Below are 21,096 nucleotides of genomic sequence, written 5' to 3' on the forward strand. Positions count from 1 at the left end.
CTATAGCCAGCCTTCCATCGGGCATGCCTACCCATCGGGGAGGTTCGTCCTCTCCTAAGCTGTGGGGTATTTTATATCGTGAAATTCACAAGATAACGTACTGATTTAATTGGATAACGGTTGCAAGGAGTCGTAGGCGCTGAGAGCGCGCGCGATTCGCTGGCGGTCGCCTTGGGACATTTCGAAATCTTGTCGGTGATCTCGTCCACTAAGGCGAACTGTGACGGATCTAGCGGATGAGATTTTTCGCATTGCTGCAATATCGTCGTCCTTTGCCGCGTAATCGGTGGATTCGTAGACTCTGCTTGATTTGGCGTCTCGCCGCATATCGGAGGAAGAATACTCCTTCTCGTACACGATTTCGTTATCCGCCAATACCTTCAAATGATCGAAGAAAATCCAATCATCTCCTTGGTAGTGTGGGTAGATGCGAAATATCGGACCTTTGCCGTCGGGGACTGAAATATAGACTCCGAGGTATTGATTGCTCCACTCGCTTGAATTGGTCTTGGGTGAGTAGAAAGTAATTTTCTCAACCTTGTCGCGCTCGACCTCAAATCCGTCTTTGGTGGCGGTCGAGATAAGGTCCGATCGTTGTTGCTCGGTGAGAGCAGGTTTGGCAACCGGAGCGGGCGCAGAAGCTTGTGGCGAGGATTTGTCATCGCAGCCGGAAAGGAATAAGGCTGTTGCGATAAGGGCAATAGAGGTAAAGCGCATGTTTTATGGTCTCCAAGCAATCCAGGGACACTACATGCGCCTTCCAGAGGTGTCAAATCGTGCGGCTATACCAAACTGGGACGCCGGCAATCTCAACGCCGGACCCTTCCTCTAAGGATGTCTCGAAGGACGGATAGCGCGGATTGTCGGGCATCACGCGGATGATGTTGTTCGGAAGCACTTGGACGCGGCGCACCACCATTGCCTCATTGATGTAGAGAGCGTAGAGGCCGTCCTTAACCGGGCCGTGCGGGTTCATGTTGACCAGGATGTTGTCCGCTCGGTTGAACGTGCCTTCCATTACGTCATCGTCAACACGCAGCACGATCAATTCCTCTGGGTTCGCCTGGAGGTACTTCTCGACCCAGTAGCGGCGGAACGCCATCGTGACTTGCTCCGGCGAGCCGTTACGCGGGTAGCGCGGGATGTATACGAACTCGTCGGCGGCACCCAACGTTTGGCCGGTTGTACCAACGTCGGTAGTCGCACCAGGGTGCAATAAGTCCTCACCCAGCAGCCAGCCGATAGGCTTGCCGGTTTCATCGCGGAACTTCCGCAGAGTCTCCAGGCCCGGAATCTTCTGCCCGCTCACCATGTTGTATAGCGTTTGACGGGGGAAGCCGTGAGATTTGCCCCATCCGTACAAGTCCTCCGTACCGATCGCCTGCCGCAGTCGTGCAAAGAACACCTCAAACTCAGCGAGCGAATCTACCCGATTTGGAGCATTTTCCTTAACTTGGTTGGAATCTGCCGGTTCGTTGTACATGGTCTGGCCCTTGCAAGCTGTTGATTCTACTAAATTATAGTCAAAACCTACTGACAACTAGCTGACGATGCAAATTAACAAGTAGATTGCATGTACAGAAGTCGGTAAAGTTCGTTCCGTGGTCAGCGATGACCTACCGAAATTGGAATAAATTCTAGCAGATTTAGTTGCGTCTGTACAATTTTCGGTAGATTTGTAAGTGCCTGTTTACGACAGGCGCGGCGACACGGTTACGGCCTACCAGCCCGGCGCGTAAGTCCTCCACCACGGAGGCGAGAACGGGATAAAGAGTCGGAAGGCGCTGGAGACAATCACTACGGGTATGTGGGCCGGGTGAAAACGATAGCGCAGCTAGTGACAAGGAACCTCCCCAGTTCCACGGACGCTAGCCCGTTCCTATACGGCTGTCGCAGGGAGCCCTTTGGCTTTCTCCGGCCCCGTGTACAGACGGTAAAACGAACTTCGGTTCGTAGAGCAGGTTCCGGCGAGCCTGTTCCATCAACCGAACATAACGAGAGCGTATGACCGAACACATTCCGAAGTACGTAGGCCGGGATAACCACACGACGGCGGAGACCAACCGCGAACCTTACGAGGAGAACCGCACCGAGGGCCGGGCGCATCAGGCGACCCGGTTGAGCAGCATCGAAGAACTGCGGCAGGCAGGGGCAGCATGGAGGAAGAAACTCCTCAACTGATCTACGCAGAGCAGCACACGAACAGGCCCGCGAGCAGTTAGCGCGGGCTTTTCACTGTCAGACACACAACTTTCTCGAATCAACTTAGGACTACAACATGATGCAAATCCGCAAGCCGCTGGACATGAACCGCACGCACACCGTTGGTCGTTTCCTCAACGAGAACCCGGAAGCGAAGAAAATCGTTGTCGGCAATCGCCGCAACACGCAGCGGGCATTCTTCCACATCGGTCCGGACAACCGCATGCCGTTCAATGGGGGTGTTCGTCGCGGCTCGACGCTGGGCCGTGGCACTGGTTTCGACATCTCCTGCAAGGCGCGTGCCGCATGAACCAACGCGCCGTACTCAAGGAAGCACACGTAGCAGGCGCTACGGTTTCGTTCCACGAAGCATCGGAAACGATTCAGATTGACGGACATCGTTGGGACCGCTGGGCCGCGTTGCGGAACTGCCGTGAACCCAAGCCGTTCGTCTCGTATCGCACAAAGTCGCTGCGCGGTAACGTCGCGGGACGCATTCAAGCGGGCTACTCCGTGGTTCACACGGAACACGCCTAAGTTTCGCTGTAGAGATTAGGACTACATTTCATAAAGGATCGAGCATGAGCAAGCAATTCACGGTAGGTCAGCGAGTCAAGTTCAATCAACCGTACGCCGCTATCAAGGCGGGTGACGAAGGAACTATCGACCGCGTGAGCGGACAGCATGTTCACGTCAAGATGGAGACTGGGAAGCGGTCGGGACAAGTCGCCGTGTGCTACCCGTTCCGAGTAGACGAGATCAAGGCGGAACCTAAGTTCAAGGTGGGCGATAAGGTGCGCAATCTGCACGACAGTAGCGAGGAGTGGTGCGCTTTTCGTGGGGCGCGGCACGGGGATATCTGCACGGTTATCAAGGTCGAACCCAGCAATGCGTGGCCGGGAGAACAGTTGATCCGTCTTGCTGAGTATGCGCCCGGCTCGCCGCATCATCTCCGCCGCGCGAGCAAATACGAACTGGTTGAAGAACCGATGTTCAAAGCCGGCGACCTCGTTACGCCGAACGAACAAGAGAACGACACGCGTAGCTTCACGCGAGGCAAGCCGTACAAGGTCCGTGAGTATCGCCCCGCGTACGACGGTGCGTGTGGCGTGCTTCATTTCGAATCCGACGACCAGGGCTATACGGGCCGATTCCGTCCGGCAAGCTACTACGAGCGCTACGTAGAACCGGAAGCGTCCGAACCCGCAACCGAATTCCGCATTCGCAAGCACGGAACGGCGCTCCGTGAAGTTCGCGGCATTCCGTTCGACTCGCAAGAAGCAGCAGAGCAAGCAGTCTCGCGCTACACGCCGGGCAGCGTCTACGAGATTGTCGAGGTCAAGGTGGTTCGCACCGTGAAGGTGGAGCAGGAAGTGCGCGTGATCGATTACAAGGAGGCCGCATGAAGGTAGGCGCGAAAGTTCGTTCGAAGGTGTCTCAGTTCGATGTCAAATGCGATCGCGAGTACGAAGTAGTTTCGGTTCACGAGAATGGCTCAGTGCGCGTGCGGGACGATGTGGGCGACTCGTATTGTCTAATCGCGGGTGAATTCGAGGAAGTTTCGCGAACGCATACGGATTCCGCATTCGACCTCCTTGCAGCAATGACCGGGACGCCGCTCAAGTTCCGCTCCGGCTGCGATGTCAAGTTCATCGCGTATTCGCCGGAGGCAAAGCCGCATTGCCAACTGGTCCTGTTGAACCCGTCCACGGGGAATATCGTGACGCGGTATGCGAACGGTAAGGCGAGCGACGAGCCTCATAACGATCCGGGCGACATCCTCGTAAAGGTGGCTGCGTGAAGTCGGCCGAAATTGACGGCGTGGAGTATGTGGCCGAGCCGGAGACGAGTGGGTGCGATGGCTGCGTGGGCGATCGTGACGGGGGCTTATGTATGGAGCTTCCCATAGGCTGTACGCTGGATCGAATAATCTGGGTCCGCAAGGATTGAAATTCGTTTTCTACGTCGTGTGCTTCGCGGCGTTCATTGGCGGGGCGATTACTGGATGTGCGTATGACCTGAGCCGTACTTGGTCGGCGTGCGTCGTGACGACTCCGGGTAAAGCTACCTGTCATTAACCTATAACTAATAAGGACTACATGGCAAAGACCATTGCGGAACGTATCGCGGAATACCGCAGCAAGGCCGCAGACTACACGGAGAAAGCCGACGCACTCGAAGCGCAAGAGAAGGCCGCCGCCGCGCTGGATTCGCTCAAACAGGGCGACGTGATCCGCTTCAACTACGGTCGCGGCGAAACGCGCGGCGAGTTCACGGGCGAAGTGCGCGCAGTGTTCGATACCGACAAGGGCAGGGGTATCAAGGTCATCAAGGGAATCGGCGCGGATGAGGAAATCGTAACGATCCGTCCGGGCGATATCGTCGGCATCGGTGAGGAAGTTCGGGAGACCTCCGCGCCGGAAGCTGAGGTGAAGCAAGGCGGGGGACATGCACCGGTCGATCCGTTGGCGGGTATCGAGTGATGAGCAAGACGGTAATCATCTGGGATGAATGCGGCCAGAACGATATTTCGTTCATCGTGTTCGACCGAGACGTAACGCATCTCGCGGGCGTGTACGTCAACAGATGCGGTAACGACCGCGACAAACAGGACGAGCTTACGAACCTCATTTACGACGACACGGGCAGCACACGGAACAAGCATCTTTCGTCGTTCCCAGTGGATGCCGTCAATGCCGGCGCATCGGTGATCGTCTGCGGCTTTCTTCCCTAATCAACAAGGAGACTACATGCACAAACTTACGGCCGCCCTCCTGGCAGGCTTCGCAGCAATCAAAGGCGTAAGCGTCCGAATCGCGGCACGCATCCACGCGGCACTGATCGCAATGCACATCGCGAATCTTCGCAAGCTGATCGAGCGCGCAGATAAGCGAGTTCGGCAGTACGACGACCTCATCCGGTATCACAAGGCGGCAGGCGTCGAGGCGGAATCGCGTGCTGACGAAGCGGCACGGGCGGCGGACGCGGTGAAGCGAACGGCCCTTATCGAGGCAATTTCGCACGGAGCAACGCTTTGAAGCTGTTGCCGGGAGTGTTCCTCATTTTCCTCGCGCTCAAGCTGGCGGGGATTGGTGTCGTCGCGGCGTGGTCGTGGTGGTGGGTTACTGCGCCGCTCTGGGGCGTTTTTGCTTTCGCATTCGTCGTAGTGTTTCTTAGCTATGTCTGCCTGGGTTCGGCGGCCGCATACAAGGAGACGAATTGGTACAGGTCGTTTGGATCGCGTAAGCGATAAATAGTAGGAGTCGCGTGCTGGAATCGAAAGAATGGTTGCAGCACGCCCAATCCCTCCCTGAGGGCGGCAGTAGAAAAATTCCGCACGATTGCGGCCCCGGCGATTGCCTGCACATCAACCATAAGCGGGACGGCTGGGCCGCCTACTGCCATAGGTGTGCATACAAGGGCTGGGTTCCACGTCCTGCCGAAAGTCTCACGGAAAGGCTTGCCCGCCTGCGTCGAATACAGGCCGCAGAGGAGGCCGTAGCCGCTAGTCCGACGTTGCCCCTTCCCGCAGAAAAGAACCCGTCAGCGTGGCCGCTAGAGGCCCGTGTGTGGCTCTACAAGGCTGGCATCGCGAACCAGGAAATAGAAGCGCTCGGCTTCTACTGGAATCCACGCATGCAGCGCGTCGTTTTGCCCGTTCGGGACGAGCTGGGCGAGGTCATGTACTGGCAGGCCCGGACACTCGATAAGGCAAATCCCCGGAAGTACCTCAACCCCAACGTTGATAAACGGCGACTCGTTGCGCGGTATGGCGACGGCCCGCTGATCGTTCTTACGGAGGATTTGCTATCCGCGTACAAGGTTGCGACTCGCGGCGGCGTGGCGGGGTGGTGTCTGCTGGGGACGAAGATATCCGACTGGATTGCAGCGGAGTTGATCCGTTCGGGTAAGCCGGTCGCGGTATGGCTGGACCCGGATAAGGCAGGGCAGACGAACGCAGCAAAGATCATCAAGCAGCTACGAGCATACGGCATTGCCGCACGCAACGTAGTTTCGAGTAAAGACCCGAAGTTGTTAAACAGAGAGGAAATCAATGGCGCAATCCATCAGCAAAGCAACGACGCGTTTCGTAGAGAAAGAGGTGACGCGGACTGAACGCGTCGCCGATGGCGTTACTTTGGAACTGAACGAGGAAGAGGCGCACCGGATGCTGGCGTTGCTCGGCGCAACGCACGCGTTCAGCGGACTGTACGACGTGTTTGCGGGACTTGACGACGCACTTGGAAAACCGGTGCGGCGGCACAAGGTTGACACGGGTGTGATTCGCATCGTCGCCGCCTAACGCTTGTCTATCGAGGTAACACTCCTCCAGCTTCTCAAATACCGCGAACGTTATGAGAGGTTGGCGAAAGCAGTACCAACAGCAGCATTAGAAGCAAAGTCCGTCGTCATCCTTGGCGATTACGGGAAGTTCTTTAGCGAGTTCCCTGAACAGCAGCGCATCGAGCTTGAGCCGTTCATGTTGTGGTTCGGGACGTTCGCGCACCCGACGCTCACCCCGGAACAACTAGGGCTGTACCGCGCGTTGCTTGGGCGTGTCCTAAACGAGGACTGCGACCCGTCGCTAGAGGCCGGAATCATGGAGCGCCTAGTAGCGGCAGAGACCGCGAACCGCGTTACGTCGCTGATCGAGAAATACAACAACGGCGATGAGCTAGACCTCTATGTGTCGCTCCGTGACGAGATAGAGCGGTTCGAGCAGAACACGAATCGCAAGGTGCGCGTTCCGTGGATATCCGAGGACATCGATTCGATTCTCCTGGATGACAAGGACGACCGTGGCTTGCACTGGCGGCTTGATTGCCTGAACACGGTAATGCGTCCGCTGCGCGGCGGGGACTTCGTTGTGTACGCCGGTCGCCCAGACAAGGGAAAGACGACAAGCATTTCGTCGGAAGTCACCTACATGGCCGGCCAGTTCGACGCGTACTACGGGCCGAACAGTGGGCGCTATGTCCTCTGGATGAACAACGAAGGGCCGGGCCGCCGCATCGTCCAACGCACGTACCAGAGTGCGCTTAACGCCACGATGGCCGAGCTTATCCGTATGTCGAATAACGGTGCGCTCAAGGACAAGTACGCGGAGGCTGTCGGCGGTGTTGATCGTATCCGAATCATGGACATTCACGACTTCTGGAACTACGAGGTAGAGGACATCATGCGTCGCTGCCCTCCGGGTCTGGTCGTAATGGACATGGTGGACAACATCAAGTTCGGAGGGCAAGCGTTGAACGGTGGGCAACGTACCGACCAACTGTTAGAGGCTCAGTATCAGTGGGCGCGACTAATGGCTGTGAAGTACGACACGCCGATTATCGCCACGTCGCAAATCTCAGCGGACGGGGACGGGTTGCAGTTCCCGACGCTCCCGATGCTCAAGGACAGCAAGACCGGCAAGCAGGGCGCGGCGGACGCAATCATCACGCTCGGCGCGGTCAACGATCCGTTCTATGCATCGTCCCGCTGGATCGGCATGACGAAAAACAAACTGCGCCGGCAAGGCGCGCCCCAATCACCACAAGCGGAAGTCATGTTCGACGGCGAGCGTGGCCGCTTGCTTATGCCCGTGGAGGCCGCATGAGGGAAGTGAAAATTTACGCAACGATTCAGTACCCAGGCGATGACCGGGACGCTGATCGCGAGGCCGAAGTTATCGCAGCGAAGTGCGACGACATCGCAAGCGCACTGGGCGGCGAAGTGATCGACCTGGAGATTAAGTGAGATACGGCGTAATCCGCACGCAGAAGGAGCGGGAAGGCGGGGTCTTTGGGTTTCCTGCCCATTGGCTTATGCGCGGCACGCTGGTTCGAATTCTCCGGGACAAGGACTACGGGACTGAGGTGGAGACCATGTACCCGGTGTTCGGCGCACCGTTCTTTAACGCTCGTTATTCAGTCCGCACGCAGTACGTGAAACGTGGCGATTACTACGAGCTTCCGCACTGGCTAGGCCCGTTCCTTGAATGGTTCGCTCCGAAGTTCCAGCGCGCGCGGGAATGGCTCTGCCTCGCGTAGTCGAACTCATCGGCTGTATCTGCCTAGTGATTCAACTGCCCTGGATGGTGGGCGGCACTGGGTTCCTCGTCTGGGAAATGATCCAACAACTAACGGAGTTCGATGACGATTCCAACCGGGTTTAAGCCGAATCTGGCTGCGACCCTGACGAAGCCGGAACTTATCAAGTTCCCGGTATGGGCCTCGCCCAAGATTGACGGTATCCGCTGCGTGTTCTTCTGCGGTGTGGCCTATAGCCGCTCGCTCAAACCGATCCCGAATCCGGTAGTGCAAGAGTTCGCCGCAGCATACGCGCGCCTCTTGGAAGGGTTGGACGGCGAGCTTACGGTGGGTTCTCCGACCGATGCGAACTGCATGCAGAGCAGCATGGCCGTTATGTCCAAGTCTGCCGAGCCGGATTTTACGTTCCATGTTTTCGATTGGTTCCCGGACCCTAACCGAGCCTCGTTGTACACGGTGGGATATGACCGTCGCAGCGATGTAGTTGAGGCGCGAATCGGAGAGTTCTACGACCTTTATCCGGAGGCGGATATTAAGGCGGTTCCACAGCATCTCTGCGTTAGCCATGAGGACTTGAACAAGCTGGAGGCGCGATTCCTCGCAGACGGTTACGAAGGAATGATGATCCGCGCCCATGACGGCAAGTACAAGTGCGGCCGAAGCACGGAGCGCGAAGGCGGCCTCGTCAAGGTGAAACGGTTCGTAGATGGCGAGGCGGTAATCGTCGGGTTCGAGGAGGAAATGCACAATGCAAATGAGGCGACACGCAACGCGACAGGCCGAACGGAGCGCAGTACGGCGCAAGCAGGCTTGGTCGGCAAGGGCACTATGGGCGCGCTACGCGTCGCTATGCCGGTGGATTCGCGTGTTCCCGACTCCACGTCCATCGTGTTCAGTATCGGAACAGGCTTCACCGCTGCGCAGCGGCGGGATTACTGGCAAGACCGGGCGAGTCTTATTGGTCGGTTAGTCAAGTTCAAGCACTTCGACCACGGCACGGTAGACGCCCCACGACATCCTGTTTTCATTGGCTTCCGCCATCCGGAGGACATGGGTTGACGCCCGCAATCCTCACGGCGAGCGGGCGCTACTTCGACTTTCTCTCGCCCGATCCGGAAAGCATCGTTATCGAGGACATCGCTACGGCACTGTCCCGTATCTGCCGATTCACCGGACATACGAAGCAGTTCTACAGCGTCGCACAGCACAGCGTGCTGGTGTCCTATCTCGTTCCCCAAGAGTTCGCCTTGCAAGGGCTGCTGCATGACGCGTCGGAGGCGTACTTGGGCGACGTGTCGAGTCCGCTTAAGCAACTTCTCCCGGACTACAAGGTAATCGAGAGACGCGTGGAGCGCGCGATTCTTGAGCGCTTCAGATTGCCGTTTCCGTTACATCCGTCGATCAAGGAGGCGGACTTGCGTGCGTTAGTAGGTGAGCGTCGCGACTTCATGCCCGAGCCGATCGACTGTTATCGAGTGACAGATTCTGTCGCGTGGTCATGGACTGATGGTGTCGAGGCCGCGCCCGACGAACAGCGATACGCGTTCACACCGGAAGCCGCGCGAGCAATGTTTCTTGCTCGCTACACAGAACTTATGCAGGAGGGCTGACATAACGTATTGCGTGTGGGACACGGAGACCACGATCAAAGCCTACATGAAGCGTAAGGCGTCTCCGTTTCACCCTGAAAATTTCGTTGTGGTCTCCGGCTGGAAGCGCAAGGGCGGGAATACCACGGCGGATTACTTCGGACGAGGTAAGCGCCCGTTCGACTGGTTCACGAAACTCCTGAAAGACACGACGCTACTTGTCGGTCAAAACATCAAGTTCGACTTGCTGTACGCACTGCGCGAGCCGCAAAACCTTGATGCCTGGATGGAGTTCGTAGCGCGTGGCGGGAACGTCTGGGACTGCCAGCTTGCGGAGTACTTGCTCCGTGGCATGGAGCCGACCTCGCACATGCTGTCTATGGACGAGATGGTTGTGTCCTATGGTGGCAACGTCAAGATTGATGAGGTTAAAGCGCTGTGGGAGGCTGGCGTAGATACGCCGGATATCGATAAGGATTTGCTCCTTCGATACCTCTGTGGCGATGAGTCGGGCTTAGGCGACATCGGCAACACGGAAAAGATTTTCCTAGGCCAGCTTGCCAAGGCGCGCAAGACCGGACAAGTTAAGTCGATCCTCCTCAACATGGGGAGCCTGTTGTGTACCGTCGAAATGGAACGCAACGGGATGTACGTGGACAAGGCGCTTGGTCTGCGTATTGCGGCGGAACTTGAGGAACGCTTGGCCGCGATCACTGCGGAACTGCGCGCATACCTCCCGGACGATTGCCCCTTTGAATTCAACTGGAGCAACCGTTACCACCTCTCTCCGCTGATCTTCGGCGGCACGGTCAAGTACCAGAAGCGCACGGAAACGCTAGACGACGCAGGCAATGTCCAATACTTCCAGAAGGAAGTGGAATACCTGTTCCTCAAGCACAAATCCCGCGTTGTCGATGGTAAGACCGAGCCGGAAATGATGCCGGTGTCTGAGTGGTACGCGCTGGACCATCCGCCCGAACCGATCCGCTTTGCGAGCGGGAAGAACGCCGGAGAGATTAAGACCAAAAAGGTCAAGGTTCCGGACATCGAGCGCGGGCCGAAAACGGCTATGCGGGACTTCTTCTACAAGTTCCCAGGCTACACGACGCCGGACGAGATTTGGGCCAGCAGCACGCCAGGGTTGTACAGCGTTTCGAGCGACGTTATCGAAGCACTTGGGAACCGGGATATCCCATTCCTCAAGACGCTTGCGAACGTCGCGAAGCTGGGGAAAGACCTGGGGACGTACTACGTAACCACGGACGAAAAGACGGGCGAGCAGAAGGGGATGCTTACCCTTGTCGGCGGTGACAGCATCATCCACCACGGCATCAATCACACGTCCACGGTTACGGCGCGTTTCTCGTCGTCAAACCCGAACCTCCAGAATGTCCCGAAGGAGGGCAAGTCCGACGTTAAAACGGTGTTCATCTCGCGTTACGGCGAGGACGGGCAAATCGTTCAATCGGACTTCACCTCGCTTGAGGTGTTTGTGCAAGCGATCCTCACCGGCTGCAAGCAGCTTATCGAGGACTTGCGCGCGGGCCTGGACATGCACTGCGTTCGTGTCTCACAGAAGGAAGGCATCAGCTACGAGGATGCGCTCCTTAAGTGCAAGGGCGACAAGGCCCGTGGTATCGCGCCGCTATCCGAGTGGGAGAAGAAGCGCAGCGAAGCCAAAGTGTTCTCGTTTCAGCGTGCATACGGAGCCGGTGCGAAGAAGATCGCGGAATCTACCGGGATGCTTCTGGAGGATGTCGAGGCGCTGATTCGTGCGGAGGAGGTGCGTTATCCGGAACTGTCCGCATACAACGCGGCCAAGACGGAGCGCATCAAGCAGTCGCGCCGGCCAACCAACAACATCCAGCCGCATCCAGAAGTAAAGGGCTTGATGTGCCAGCTTGGCAAGGGCTACAGCGTAACGCCGGATAACAAGGTGTACAGCTACCGCGAATCGCCCGCGCCGAAGTGGCTTATCCAGCAAGGCGGAATGCCGCAGTCTTTCAGCCCGACCGAGATTGCGAACTATGAGGTTCAGGGCGCGGGCGGGGAGTGGGCCAAGGCGGCAATGTGGCTCGCGATTCGTGCGTTCTACGCTCGGAAGAACTTCAACGGCCTCGCGCTCCTCGTCAACCAGGTTCATGACGCGCTGTACAAGGACGCGCACAAGTCGATCCTATTCGAATCGAGTGCACTCCTGCATGCGTGCATGCTCGCCGCGTCGGACTTCATGGAGTGGTATTTCGGCTGGACAATCCCCGTCCCGGTTCCGAGTGTCACGGTACACGGCGACAACATGATGGAGGAGAACGCCTTTACGGGCGACTTCGAAGAACGTGCGGAGCAATTCCGCATTGAACTGCGACAGCAGTACATGGGCGGCTACACGCCGTCTTTCATTCACTAACTATAAGGAACGCTATTACATTGGCATACGACCTCAAAGCGAAGATTGCGGAAGCAGCGAAAACCGGCCCGAACATGAACGAGGCACAGGCAGGCGGCGAGTACACGCCTCCGGCCGCAGGTATCGCGCGAGCACGCTTCGTGGGGTATTACGAACTGGGTACGCACGAAGGCGAGTACCAAGGCAAGAAGAAGGAGACCCCAAAGGTTGACCTTGTCTTTGAACTGAGTGGCCCGAATCACGAGCCGCACAAGAAAGAGGACGGGACTTTGGTTCCGGTTCGTATCACTGCGAATGAGAATCTGCACCTGAACGACAAGGCGCATTTCTTTAAGCTGTTCGCCGCGATGAATGCGGCGAGTGGGGGCACGGCTACGCATATGGCGGAGCTTCTGGGTAAGGCTTTCATCGTGGAAATTTTCCACAGCAAGAGCAAGGACGGGAAGCGAACCTACGCAAACTTGCGCGGACCGAATGGGTACAACGTGAAGGGGACCACGGTCCAAGACCCCCTTACGGGTAAGCCTGTCCTTATCGAAGTGGCCCCGGCAATCTCGGATGTCAAGGCGTTTATCTGGGATTTGGCGGACAAAGCAATGTGGGATTCGATCTTTATCGAAGGCGAGTACCCGGAGCGCAAGGACGAAAAGACCGGCGAAATCATCTCGAAGGCGCGCTCGAAGAATGTGATTCAAGAAAAAATCATGTCCGCGAAGAACTGGAAGGCGCACCCGCTCGCGGCCATTGTTGCCGCTGGCGGCCAAGAGCCGGACCTCCCGGAAGCCGAGACGCCGGAACGCAGCACGCCGGAGAACGAAGCAGCAGCCGACCCGCTGGCCGCTATCGGTTGAGTCTCCACGCACATCCCGACCGTGGAACGGGGCGCACTTCTCGCATGCTAATGCGGGCGGTGTGCCAGCTTGCCAACGGTAAGCGCGTGTACGTCATCTGTGGTCACTTCGCAGAGCGCGACTACATGCGGAACATCCTACGAGGTACGGGGTTGCAGGGCGACCGTGTGCGGTTCGTCACGCTCAGAGAAGTCCATCTCTTACGCGGCCTCCGAGAGAACGCCGCAGTGTTCATAGACCACCATGCGCGGGAGGTTGCAACCATCGAGCAGTGGTGCGAGTTCTGTTCGACGGTGCAGCCGAGCGTAGTCTATGAATGAGGCTCTACGCGCAAAGATAGCGCGTGCGGCGGCGGAATGTCCCCAAGCTGGGGCGGGGATGTTCCCGCCCGTCGAGCCTGGGCGTGTTCTTCACCTGGACGGCGACTATCTAGCCTATTTCGCGGCAGGCGGTGATGACACACAGCCGGGGATGGCGCGGCGTAACGCGTTCGACCGCATCGAGACAACGCGCCTACGGACAGGATCGGAATCGGTCGTCGTCCATCTCTCCGCGAGCGGATGCACGAAGGCCCACCGGTTCAACATCGCGACCGTGAAGCCGTACCAAGGACAACGCCATAAGCGCAAGCCGCGTAACTGGCAGTTCCTGCGTGAAGTCCTTGAGCATTACGAGGGGCCAAGTTTCCGCCCGAAAGTCTGGGTAACGCGGGAGGCCGATGACGGCATGGCCCATTGCTCGCGCTTGTCGGACATCGCTATTTCGACGCGTGACAAGGATATGCGGATGCTTCCGGGGCTTCACATTAACTGGATGACCTGGGAGCTAACGACGGTTCCGCGAGGTGCGTTCGACGTGATCGGCACGGATGGCTTGCAATACGGCCTTAAGTGGTTCTACCTGCAAATGCTTCAAGGTGACACGGCCGACAACATCCCCGGACTGCCGTTGCTGTTCGGCCAGCAATGCGGCGACGCCCGAGCCTTGAAGCACCTCGCCGGAGTCACGAACAAAGAGGAAGCGTACGACCGTGTACAGACCGCCTATGCCGATCATTACGGCGCGACATGGGCTGATGCCCTAGTAGAGCAAGCGGGCCTGCTATGGCTGCGTACGGACGCCCAAGCGAGTATCGCGAACGTCGCGGAAGCATTTCCCGACTGCCCCCACATCGAGCGCGCTTTGGAGCGCCTGGAAGCGCGCGTAACACAGGAGTTGAATGACCTTCAAAAAATTGTCCAAGGGTGACTTGGCAGACTACCGCGAGAAGTTGCGGAAAGAACAGGGCAACCGATGCCCGATCACTGGTTGGCATCTTACCGACGACATCGTAGCCGACCACTGCCACAAATCCGGGATGATGCGCGCGGCACTTCCTCGTTGGGTTAATGCAGTGCTGGGCCGCGTCGAGAACTGGGCGGGCCGCGTAGGCGGTGGTGTTCCGGTTCCGACGTTCCTCCGCAAGTGCGCCGACTACATCGAGCATTACCAGCTTTTCCCTTCGTTCGTGTTCCATCCGTTGCACAAGACACCGGAGGAGAAGAAGGAAGCCGCAAAGAAGAAAGCAGCCAAGCGACGCGCGGCGAAGAAGGCGGAGGCCGACAAGTGAGAAAGAAGCCCCGCATCCTGTCCTTGGACATCGAAACCTCCCCAATCCTGGGTTACGTGTGGTCGCTGTGGAAACAAAACGTTGGTCTGAACCAGATTCACAGCGAATGGTGCATCTTATCCTTCTGTGCAAAGTGGCTGGACGATCCCCGCGTGATCTACCACGACACCAGCGGGCAGCGGAACAAGGAGGACGACCGGCGCATCGTCCGCAAGCTGTGGAAACTGTTGGATCAAGCCGATATCGTCGTCGCACAGAACGGCGTCCGATTCGACGCTAAGAAGATCAACGCGCGATTCATCCTGCTAGGCATGCCTCCGCCGTCGCCGTTCCGCGTGGTCGATACGATGCTGGAGGCGCGTAAGCACTTCGGGTTCACGTCGAACAAGCTGGAATGGCTCACGGACAAGCTGTGCAAGACGCACAAGAAAAAGAAGCACGCGAAGTTCCCCGGCTTCGAACTCTGGCGGGAATGCCTCAAGGGCAATCCGGAAGCATGGGACGAGATGCGGTCGTACAACACGGACGACGTACTGAGTCTGGAGGAACTGTACCTAGTCATGCGTCCGTGGATGTCGGGGCATCCGAACGTCGGCAACTACGACAGCGCGGTAGGCAGCGGGCCGAAGTGCGACCGGTGCGGGAGTACGAACGTTCGCCGGAAGGGGCTCCGCTATACCCAAGTCGGGCAGTACCCGCGTTATCACTGTCAAGCATGCGGCGCGTGGAGCCGTGGCCGCCTCACCGTCAATTCGAAGCAGCACAAAGCGAACCTGTTGGTTAGCTGATGACCTCACACGTTCCAACGTTCTACCACTGCGGGCGTATCGCAGCGTCGGAGGGATTCGACGTTGCGGACGTTCCTTTTGATCGCGGCACGCTCGCCCGTAGCGAGTGGCTGCGTGGATTCCATGCCTACGCCGATGAAGCCATTACTTATTCACGCAGCAGAGGAAGCGGCGGAGTTCACGCAAGCCGCGATGAAGAACGCCCGGAGTGATTGGGGCAAACGGAAGTTGACTGACGAGGCCGCCGACTTGGCGGCCTTTCTTTTGGTCATGCAGGAGCGCGGCGCGATTGATTCGGAGCGATTCGGGAAGCGTCTCGCGAAGAAGGTGAGAAAGATGAGGAGGAAGTACGGCCGATGAAGGGATACCAACCAAACGCGGAACGCGAAATGCCTCCGCCGCCCGGACCAAAGGGCATGAAGTTCGACGGAGGGAAGCCCCGTTTTGATCTGCTGGAGTTCGGCTGCGCCGATGCGCTGCTGGGCGTGGTCAAGGTGATGACCTGGGCTATCGAGGTGAAGGGCTACGAGCCGCATTCATGGCAGGGCGTCGAGGATGCGGAGACTCGCTATACGGCTGCTATCCGTCGCCACCAAAACGCCCGCGCGCGGGGTCAATTGAACGACCCGGAAAGCGGCTATCCGGAGGAGTGGCACATCGCGACAAACGCTTTGTTCCTCGCACAACTCCGACACAACCGGGATGCCAGTGTCCTCCAGCCAGTCTAAGCCCGTCTACTACAAGGACACGCGGGTAGCGCCTAACAGCGATCTATACGCGGCGTTGCAGGAAGCGACGAACGCGTCCGCAGCGGATCGCAAGGAAGCGGCAGCACGCGCCGAGCGCATCTATCAGGAGTGCGAGCGCGAGTATCAACGAACGTATAAGGGGAAGGTTTGAGCAAGCACACACGGGATGAACTGCGCAGCATGGCGCGGACGGTGCTGGATGCGAAAGAGAAGGGCGACCGGCGAGCCGACTTGCTGCTTACCGAACTCGCGAATCGTGGCTACAGTCCGGCGAACTCCCTGACCTTTTTGCAGGCTCTGGCGGCTTGAGCGTTCAAGCCTGCATCAGCCAAGCGGCCTACAACGCGTTCTACGATCTGGCCGCGTGCGCTCTCGAAACGCACAATCCGGAACGCGCTGCACAGCGAGTTATCGAGTCGAGGGACTATCTCCCACAGGCGGATGTGAATCGGCTGGTTCGGGAGCTTGAGTTGGACTATTACGAATTCACTTAAATTTCGGTTGCGGCGAAAAGTAGGTAGCCGTGGCGGCGTCCTACAGCGTCATCGGCCACATCAAGGAAATGAACCTCGGTGCAGACAACTGGGTAACGTTCAAGTGATGCTCAACGTCGAGGTGCAGCGGCGCTGGAGATTCTCCGGGTATTCGTGAACAAGGTCGTTGTCGTCGGCAACACAATCAACGCGATCGACGAAATCGCCGTCCTGTGGCTGCATCGGCTACGGGACATCCCTTGAAGCCGTGCGGCATGTAGGTTCCTGGAGTACCACACTTTCTCCGACCGTCAAGCGGAGTTGTCGAGAATGACGAACTTGTACTAAGAGTTCGTGAAAAAAACTTTGGCGTGGCTTAGCATAGCTGCATGTAGTGAGTTGAAGCACTACATATAGTGCGGCCGCTGCTCCTACCAGAGTCAGCGGCCAATGTAAATCCTTGTCATAGGAGATGAGCGATGAATCCGCTCTTGCAGCCTTCGTTCTTGTACTTCGCAATCGCAGTTAACTATTTGCTCTTGGCATGGCTGCATCTGCCTTGATGAACTGGGGCGGCGCTGTGAAGGAGCGTTCGCCTTAGTTCGGTGTCCGGTACAAGCAAAACTTGTATTCGACATCCGCAGTCTAGCACTGTGATGCTAGACGTCAATTAAATGTCGCGGTTCTTTCGGGTGTTCAACCCGAGGGTAGCGCTTTGCCTCCGCCTGTAGTCTGGGTGGAGGCTTTGTCACGCCTATAAGGAGTCGATGCACTCGATTGCTGAGTACCAGAGCCTTCGCGAAAAGGCCGTAGCAGTATCCCTGACTGAGATTCCGGAAGTTCGTCCGTATGCCCGGCGCCATGTCGAGCGACTACAACAACAAGAACATGTTGAACAAGTAATCAAACAGCTTTGCCGAGAAGCGCAAAGTAGCCGCCGTACGACGGATGACGCGGGGCTGACCAACCGGGAAGCGCTCTACGCCGGCCTGAATGCGTTCCGCTCCGCGCTGGAGACTGCGAAACAGACCAAGCGGAAGGTCTCCAAGATCGAGCACAAGGGCGGAAAGTACAACCCCCTAAACGCCGTCGATGTCGCCGCCCAGGCGGATGCAACATGGGGCGCGATTTGCGGCATGCTGGGCCGGATGGCGGACCCGGATAGGCCGCTGAGTGCGCAGACGCTCGCGGGAGCCTTGGCAGGCCGCCTCCGCAATCTGACAGGCGGCGCACCTGAGTACGGCGAACTCGGATACGAGCGGGCCGCATTGCTTCTGCTGGATCATTTCTGCGCGGCTACTGGTTGGCTGGAGGAGCGAACCGGCGAAGCCAAGATGATGAGCCGCACGCGCAAACCGAACACGTTCCACCTCACAGCGCGATTCATGGACGAGGTAGCGGGCGACGGTCTCGCGGTGGACTTCGCGGAACGGCGACCGATGCTTGTCCCGCCTGTGCCGTGGACAACGTTCGCAACGCATGGCGGATATCTTCACGACCAGATTCCAGCAGTGCGCGGCACGCGCCGGCCGATTGAGTCGGAAGTGATTGTGTCGGCATTGAATGCGTTGCAGGCGACGCGCTTTCGGGTGAATCGCCGGGTGCTTGAGGTCGCGCAGACGTTCAAGACGAACGCAGAGGACATGCGCGGGGCGGTTATCAATGGCAAGTACATCGAGGCCCGCCACGACACGCCGGAATCGCTTCGCCGCGCCAAGACGATCCGCAGCGCGCTTACTTTGGCTGCAATGCAGGAGCTTGTAGACGAGGAGGCGTTTTACTTCCCGTGGAATCTTGATTGGCGCGGCCGGATGTATCCCGCAACCAGCATCATCAGCCCGCAAGGGGCGGACCTGTGCAAGGGCTGTTTGGAATTCGCGGACGGTACGCCGCTAGGTATGGATGGGGCACAGTGGCTCGCAATCCACCTGTGCAACCTTGCCGGCGAGGACAAAGTTACTGTGGATGGAAAGAAGGTCCACCGCACGCCGGAGGAGCGCGCGGAATGGACCCGCGACAACACACAGGCGATTCTCTCGTATGCGCAGAACCCGCGAATAAACACAGGTTGGCATCGCGCGGATAAGCCGTGGCAATTCCTCGCGGCGTGCTTCGAATGGGCTGGGTATCAGGAGGAGGGTGACGCGTTCCGCAGTCGCCTTGCGGGCGCGTTGGACGGAAGCTGTAGCGGGGTGCAAATGCTCGCGGGGATGACTCGCGATGCGTCTGCCGGCGCAATGGTGAATCTCGTTCCCGCTCCGCGCGGTGATGACTACTACGGTCGGATGGCGGACGCCTTATCTAAGCGCCTGTGCGGCCTTGTGGATTATGCGGACGCGGCCACGATGGCACGCTTGCAATTCTGGGCTGAGAAGTCGATCGACCGCGATCTGTTGAAAGGCCCAAGCATGACGAAGGTGTATAGCGCGGGAACGTACACGTTCGGAGAGCAGGTACAGAGCAAGACCGGCGCACCAGACGCGGAGTCGATGTGGTTGGCTTCGCAAATCAACGCATGCTTTTCTGATGTCGCGCCGGGGATGCTCAACGCAATGGCCTACTTACAGGCAGTGTCCGATGTGATGACCGCTGCGGGCCTCCCGTTAGTGTGGCGAACACCGGCAGGCTTGCGAGTAGAACAAGCGCGGGTAGCGCGCAAATCGGTGCGCCTCGAAACGCAAATCGCCGGCCCAGAATCACGCCGCGCGCGCACGTTCTCTGTGGATACGAACGACCTCAGCAAGAACGATCAACGGGCCGGCGTAGCCCCGAACTTTGTGCATGGCGTCGATGCCTCCCACATGGCCTACGTCGTCAACGATCTGCACGGAAAGGGTGTCCGCAATTTCTGGATGATTCACGACTCGTTCGGCGCGCCGTTCGCTCAATGCGGGGAGGTATTCCGCAGCACGCGCGAGCAGTTTATCGAACTGATGTCGCCGGACCTGTTGCGTTCCTGGACAGATGACGTCGTCGCGGCCCTCACGGACGAACAGCGCAGCGCGCTTCCGGAGGTTCCGAAGTATGGCGCGCTTGATCTGAGCGTGGTCCGAGAATCGATTTACGCGTGGTTCTAGCTTTCATCGCGAAAGCGCGTGTAAACTTCCCGTTGGGGCTAAACAAACACAAATCGAACAAAGACAATGATTAAACGACTCACTGCTGTAGCTGTTCTTTCTGCATTTCTGGCCGCATGTGGCGGGGGCGACGACAACGCATCCACACCGGTAAACGCTGGACCCGCAATCAAGCTGACGTACACGGGCGCACCACTCGTTGCGACTGCAACTAAGGCGCGCGCGATGGCTGCTGCGGATACGTCTGCATCGGCCCCTGTTGTTTCGGATTCGCAGGACACCATCAATCGCCTGCAAGAAGCGTTCAAGGCACGCGGTGCGGACATCGGGGTGTATCCCGGCATCGTCAACGGGTCGAAGCTGCACGACATCGTTATGAGCGTGAACAACGGTGAAGCGCCAAGCGCTGCGGAGATGGCGGCAGCAAACGTCAACATTTCGACGTGGACGCTGGTGAACTTCCAGTACGACGATATGACGGGCTACGTCGATACGTCTGAAAAGAAAGCTGCGGCGGCGCAGTTCTATAAGGACATTCGCGTGTATGCAGCGCGGGAGTACATCAAGGGCAACGTCGTGTACTTCGCTCGCCCGATCCTGTCGTGTCTGCCGGACAAGCTGGACGCACAGGGTGATGTTATCCAGACATCCGCCGCGTCGCTGTGGTCCGCCTTGGGTAGCGGTGGCGATAACGTCGGGCATGCAATCGGCGGCATCCGGCCGACCCCGGACCAGATGGGGAGCGACTGCCAAACGCCCGACACAACGGCCCAGGCGTCCTACGTCGATAGCATTGTCGATCCGCTTGTGGCCGACTACAAGAATGCCCTAGACACGATCGATAAGTGCAAGCACAACCCCGAGACGATTCCGGAGAATGAACGCGCGGGGCAGTGCTGGGGCATCGTGCCTGACAAGAAGTAACTAAACCTCGCGGGATTCGGAGGCTACCTTGACGCTCGCGTTTAAGAGTCTCCGCAGCGCGATGACCTCCAAGACCATCCGGCGCACGTCCGCGCCGTCAACCCGCTCAGGGTGCTTCCACCAGCCGCGCAATGTACCTGTGTCCGGAGATACGAACTCCGGCAGCGGGTCCGTTCCTGCTGGGGCCGATGCGTACGAGAGCGCTTGCTCGTTAGACTTCGGCTGCAAATGCCTATCCCTCCGCGTCTCATCTAGACGCCTTGTCCCTTCCTGCCCGTACGCATGCCAGCGTTCAGCCTCCCAATCCGTCATCCAGAATTTGCAGTCAATCACGCCGTAGTACGAGTCGACATACTCCCAGCGGTACTCCCATAGCGGTTCCACGTTCCACC

General features: G+C 58.2%; 26 protein-coding genes. 24 read left to right on the forward strand and 2 right to left on the reverse strand.

Features of this window, described 5'->3' with window-relative positions:
• Positions 1-105: 105 nt before the first annotated feature.
• Together QZM72_RS15705 and QZM72_RS15710 are read right to left on the reverse strand one after the other, a co-directional pair.
• Complete coding sequence (locus QZM72_RS15705; RefSeq protein ID WP_301738604.1) at positions 106-717, reverse strand: hypothetical protein; 612 nt, start codon at positions 715-717, stop codon at positions 106-108.
• Between the two features lie 52 nt (positions 718-769).
• Complete coding sequence (locus tag QZM72_RS15710; RefSeq protein ID WP_301738606.1) at positions 770-1,483, reverse strand: S24 family peptidase; 714 nt, start codon at positions 1,481-1,483, stop codon at positions 770-772.
• Positions 1,484-2,004: 521 nt separating this feature from the next.
• Between QZM72_RS15710 and QZM72_RS15715 the strand changes: the two genes are divergently transcribed.
• The 24 genes from QZM72_RS15715 (at position 2,005) to QZM72_RS15830 (ending at position 20,704) form a co-directional block, all read left to right on the forward strand.
• A complete protein-coding gene (locus tag QZM72_RS15715; RefSeq protein ID WP_301738607.1) occupies positions 2,005-2,181 on the forward strand; it encodes a hypothetical protein in 177 nt (58 codons plus the stop codon).
• A 97-nt stretch (positions 2,182-2,278) separates the two neighbouring features.
• Positions 2,279-2,512 (forward strand): hypothetical protein, encoded by a 234-nt coding sequence (locus QZM72_RS15720; RefSeq protein WP_301738608.1) that lies wholly within the window; start codon positions 2,279-2,281, stop codon positions 2,510-2,512.
• Positions 2,513-2,783: 271 nt separating this feature from the next.
• Positions 2,784-3,608: a hypothetical protein gene (locus QZM72_RS15725; protein ID WP_301738609.1), complete on the forward strand. Its 825-nt coding sequence runs from the start codon at positions 2,784-2,786 to the stop codon at positions 3,606-3,608.
• Positions 3,605-4,003: a hypothetical protein gene (locus tag QZM72_RS15730; protein ID WP_301738610.1), complete on the forward strand. Its 399-nt coding sequence runs from the start codon at positions 3,605-3,607 to the stop codon at positions 4,001-4,003. The genes QZM72_RS15725 and QZM72_RS15730 overlap by 4 nt, the downstream gene beginning before the upstream one ends.
• A 298-nt stretch (positions 4,004-4,301) precedes the next feature.
• Positions 4,302-4,685, forward strand: a complete 384-nt coding sequence (locus QZM72_RS15735; protein WP_301738611.1) for a hypothetical protein — start codon at positions 4,302-4,304, stop codon at positions 4,683-4,685.
• Entirely contained in the window at positions 4,685-4,936 is a 252-nt protein-coding gene (locus QZM72_RS15740; RefSeq protein ID WP_301738612.1) for a hypothetical protein, read from the forward strand. The genes QZM72_RS15735 and QZM72_RS15740 overlap by 1 nt, the downstream gene beginning before the upstream one ends.
• Before the next feature lie 16 nt (positions 4,937-4,952).
• Entirely contained in the window at positions 4,953-5,240 is a 288-nt protein-coding gene (locus QZM72_RS15745) for a hypothetical protein (protein ID WP_301738613.1), read from the forward strand.
• A 229-nt stretch (positions 5,241-5,469) separates the two neighbouring features.
• The gene (locus QZM72_RS15750; RefSeq protein ID WP_301738614.1) at positions 5,470-6,318 is read left to right on the forward strand and encodes a hypothetical protein; all 849 of its coding nucleotides are present in this window, start codon (positions 5,470-5,472) and stop codon (positions 6,316-6,318) included.
• On the forward strand, positions 6,257-6,505 hold the full coding sequence (locus QZM72_RS15755; protein ID WP_301738615.1) for a hypothetical protein: 249 nt from the start codon (positions 6,257-6,259) through the stop codon (positions 6,503-6,505). Before QZM72_RS15750 ends, QZM72_RS15755 begins: the two co-directional genes overlap by 62 nt.
• 3 nt (positions 6,506-6,508) lie before the next feature.
• Positions 6,509-7,804 carry an AAA family ATPase gene (locus QZM72_RS15760; RefSeq protein ID WP_301738616.1) on the forward strand — a complete coding sequence of 432 codons (1,296 nt, stop codon included), beginning with the start codon at positions 6,509-6,511 and terminating at the stop codon, positions 7,802-7,804.
• Positions 7,801-7,944 (forward strand): hypothetical protein, encoded by a 144-nt coding sequence (locus tag QZM72_RS15765; RefSeq protein ID WP_301738617.1) that lies wholly within the window; start codon positions 7,801-7,803, stop codon positions 7,942-7,944. The genes QZM72_RS15760 and QZM72_RS15765 overlap by 4 nt, the downstream gene beginning before the upstream one ends.
• Positions 7,941-8,237: a hypothetical protein gene (locus QZM72_RS15770; RefSeq protein ID WP_301738618.1), complete on the forward strand. Its 297-nt coding sequence runs from the start codon at positions 7,941-7,943 to the stop codon at positions 8,235-8,237. Before QZM72_RS15765 ends, QZM72_RS15770 begins: the two co-directional genes overlap by 4 nt.
• A gap of 102 nt (positions 8,238-8,339) precedes the next feature.
• A complete protein-coding gene (locus QZM72_RS15775) occupies positions 8,340-9,296 on the forward strand; it encodes an ATP-dependent DNA ligase (RefSeq protein WP_301738619.1) in 957 nt (318 codons plus the stop codon).
• Positions 9,293-9,847, forward strand: coding sequence for a metal-dependent phosphohydrolase (locus QZM72_RS15780; RefSeq protein WP_301738621.1), 555 nt, complete (start codon positions 9,293-9,295; stop codon positions 9,845-9,847). The genes QZM72_RS15775 and QZM72_RS15780 overlap by 4 nt, the downstream gene beginning before the upstream one ends.
• A gap of 46 nt (positions 9,848-9,893) precedes the next feature.
• Entirely contained in the window at positions 9,894-12,233 is a 2,340-nt protein-coding gene (locus QZM72_RS15785) for a DNA polymerase (RefSeq protein ID WP_301738622.1), read from the forward strand.
• Between the two features lie 20 nt (positions 12,234-12,253).
• On the forward strand, positions 12,254-13,084 hold the full coding sequence (locus QZM72_RS15790) for a hypothetical protein (protein WP_301738623.1): 831 nt from the start codon (positions 12,254-12,256) through the stop codon (positions 13,082-13,084).
• Positions 13,085-13,462: 378 nt separating this feature from the next.
• On the forward strand, positions 13,463-14,332 hold the full coding sequence (locus QZM72_RS15795; RefSeq protein WP_301738624.1) for a phosphodiesterase: 870 nt from the start codon (positions 13,463-13,465) through the stop codon (positions 14,330-14,332).
• The gene (locus QZM72_RS15800; RefSeq protein ID WP_301738625.1) at positions 14,304-14,693 is read left to right on the forward strand and encodes an endonuclease domain-containing protein; all 390 of its coding nucleotides are present in this window, start codon (positions 14,304-14,306) and stop codon (positions 14,691-14,693) included. The genes QZM72_RS15795 and QZM72_RS15800 overlap by 29 nt, the downstream gene beginning before the upstream one ends.
• Positions 14,690-15,481 (forward strand): ribonuclease H-like domain-containing protein, encoded by a 792-nt coding sequence (locus tag QZM72_RS15805; RefSeq protein ID WP_077056199.1) that lies wholly within the window; start codon positions 14,690-14,692, stop codon positions 15,479-15,481. The genes QZM72_RS15800 and QZM72_RS15805 overlap by 4 nt, the downstream gene beginning before the upstream one ends.
• Before the next feature lie 123 nt (positions 15,482-15,604).
• The gene (locus QZM72_RS15810; RefSeq protein ID WP_301738675.1) at positions 15,605-15,841 is read left to right on the forward strand and encodes a hypothetical protein; all 237 of its coding nucleotides are present in this window, start codon (positions 15,605-15,607) and stop codon (positions 15,839-15,841) included.
• Positions 15,838-16,209, forward strand: coding sequence for a dATP/dGTP diphosphohydrolase domain-containing protein (locus tag QZM72_RS15815; RefSeq protein ID WP_301738626.1), 372 nt, complete (start codon positions 15,838-15,840; stop codon positions 16,207-16,209). The genes QZM72_RS15810 and QZM72_RS15815 overlap by 4 nt, the downstream gene beginning before the upstream one ends.
• 168 nt (positions 16,210-16,377) lie before the next feature.
• Positions 16,378-16,539 (forward strand): hypothetical protein, encoded by a 162-nt coding sequence (locus QZM72_RS15820; protein ID WP_301738627.1) that lies wholly within the window; start codon positions 16,378-16,380, stop codon positions 16,537-16,539.
• 931 nt (positions 16,540-17,470) lie between these two features.
• The gene (locus QZM72_RS15825) at positions 17,471-19,780 is read left to right on the forward strand and encodes a DNA-directed RNA polymerase (protein WP_301738628.1); all 2,310 of its coding nucleotides are present in this window, start codon (positions 17,471-17,473) and stop codon (positions 19,778-19,780) included.
• A gap of 66 nt (positions 19,781-19,846) precedes the next feature.
• Positions 19,847-20,704, forward strand: coding sequence for a hypothetical protein (locus tag QZM72_RS15830; protein WP_301738629.1), 858 nt, complete (start codon positions 19,847-19,849; stop codon positions 20,702-20,704).
• Positions 20,705-21,096 lie beyond the last annotated feature (392 nt).

The sequence above is a fragment of the Burkholderia sp. AU45388 genome (assembly GCF_030481585.1).
GTDB lineage: Bacteria > Pseudomonadota > Gammaproteobacteria > Burkholderiales > Burkholderiaceae > Burkholderia > Burkholderia sola.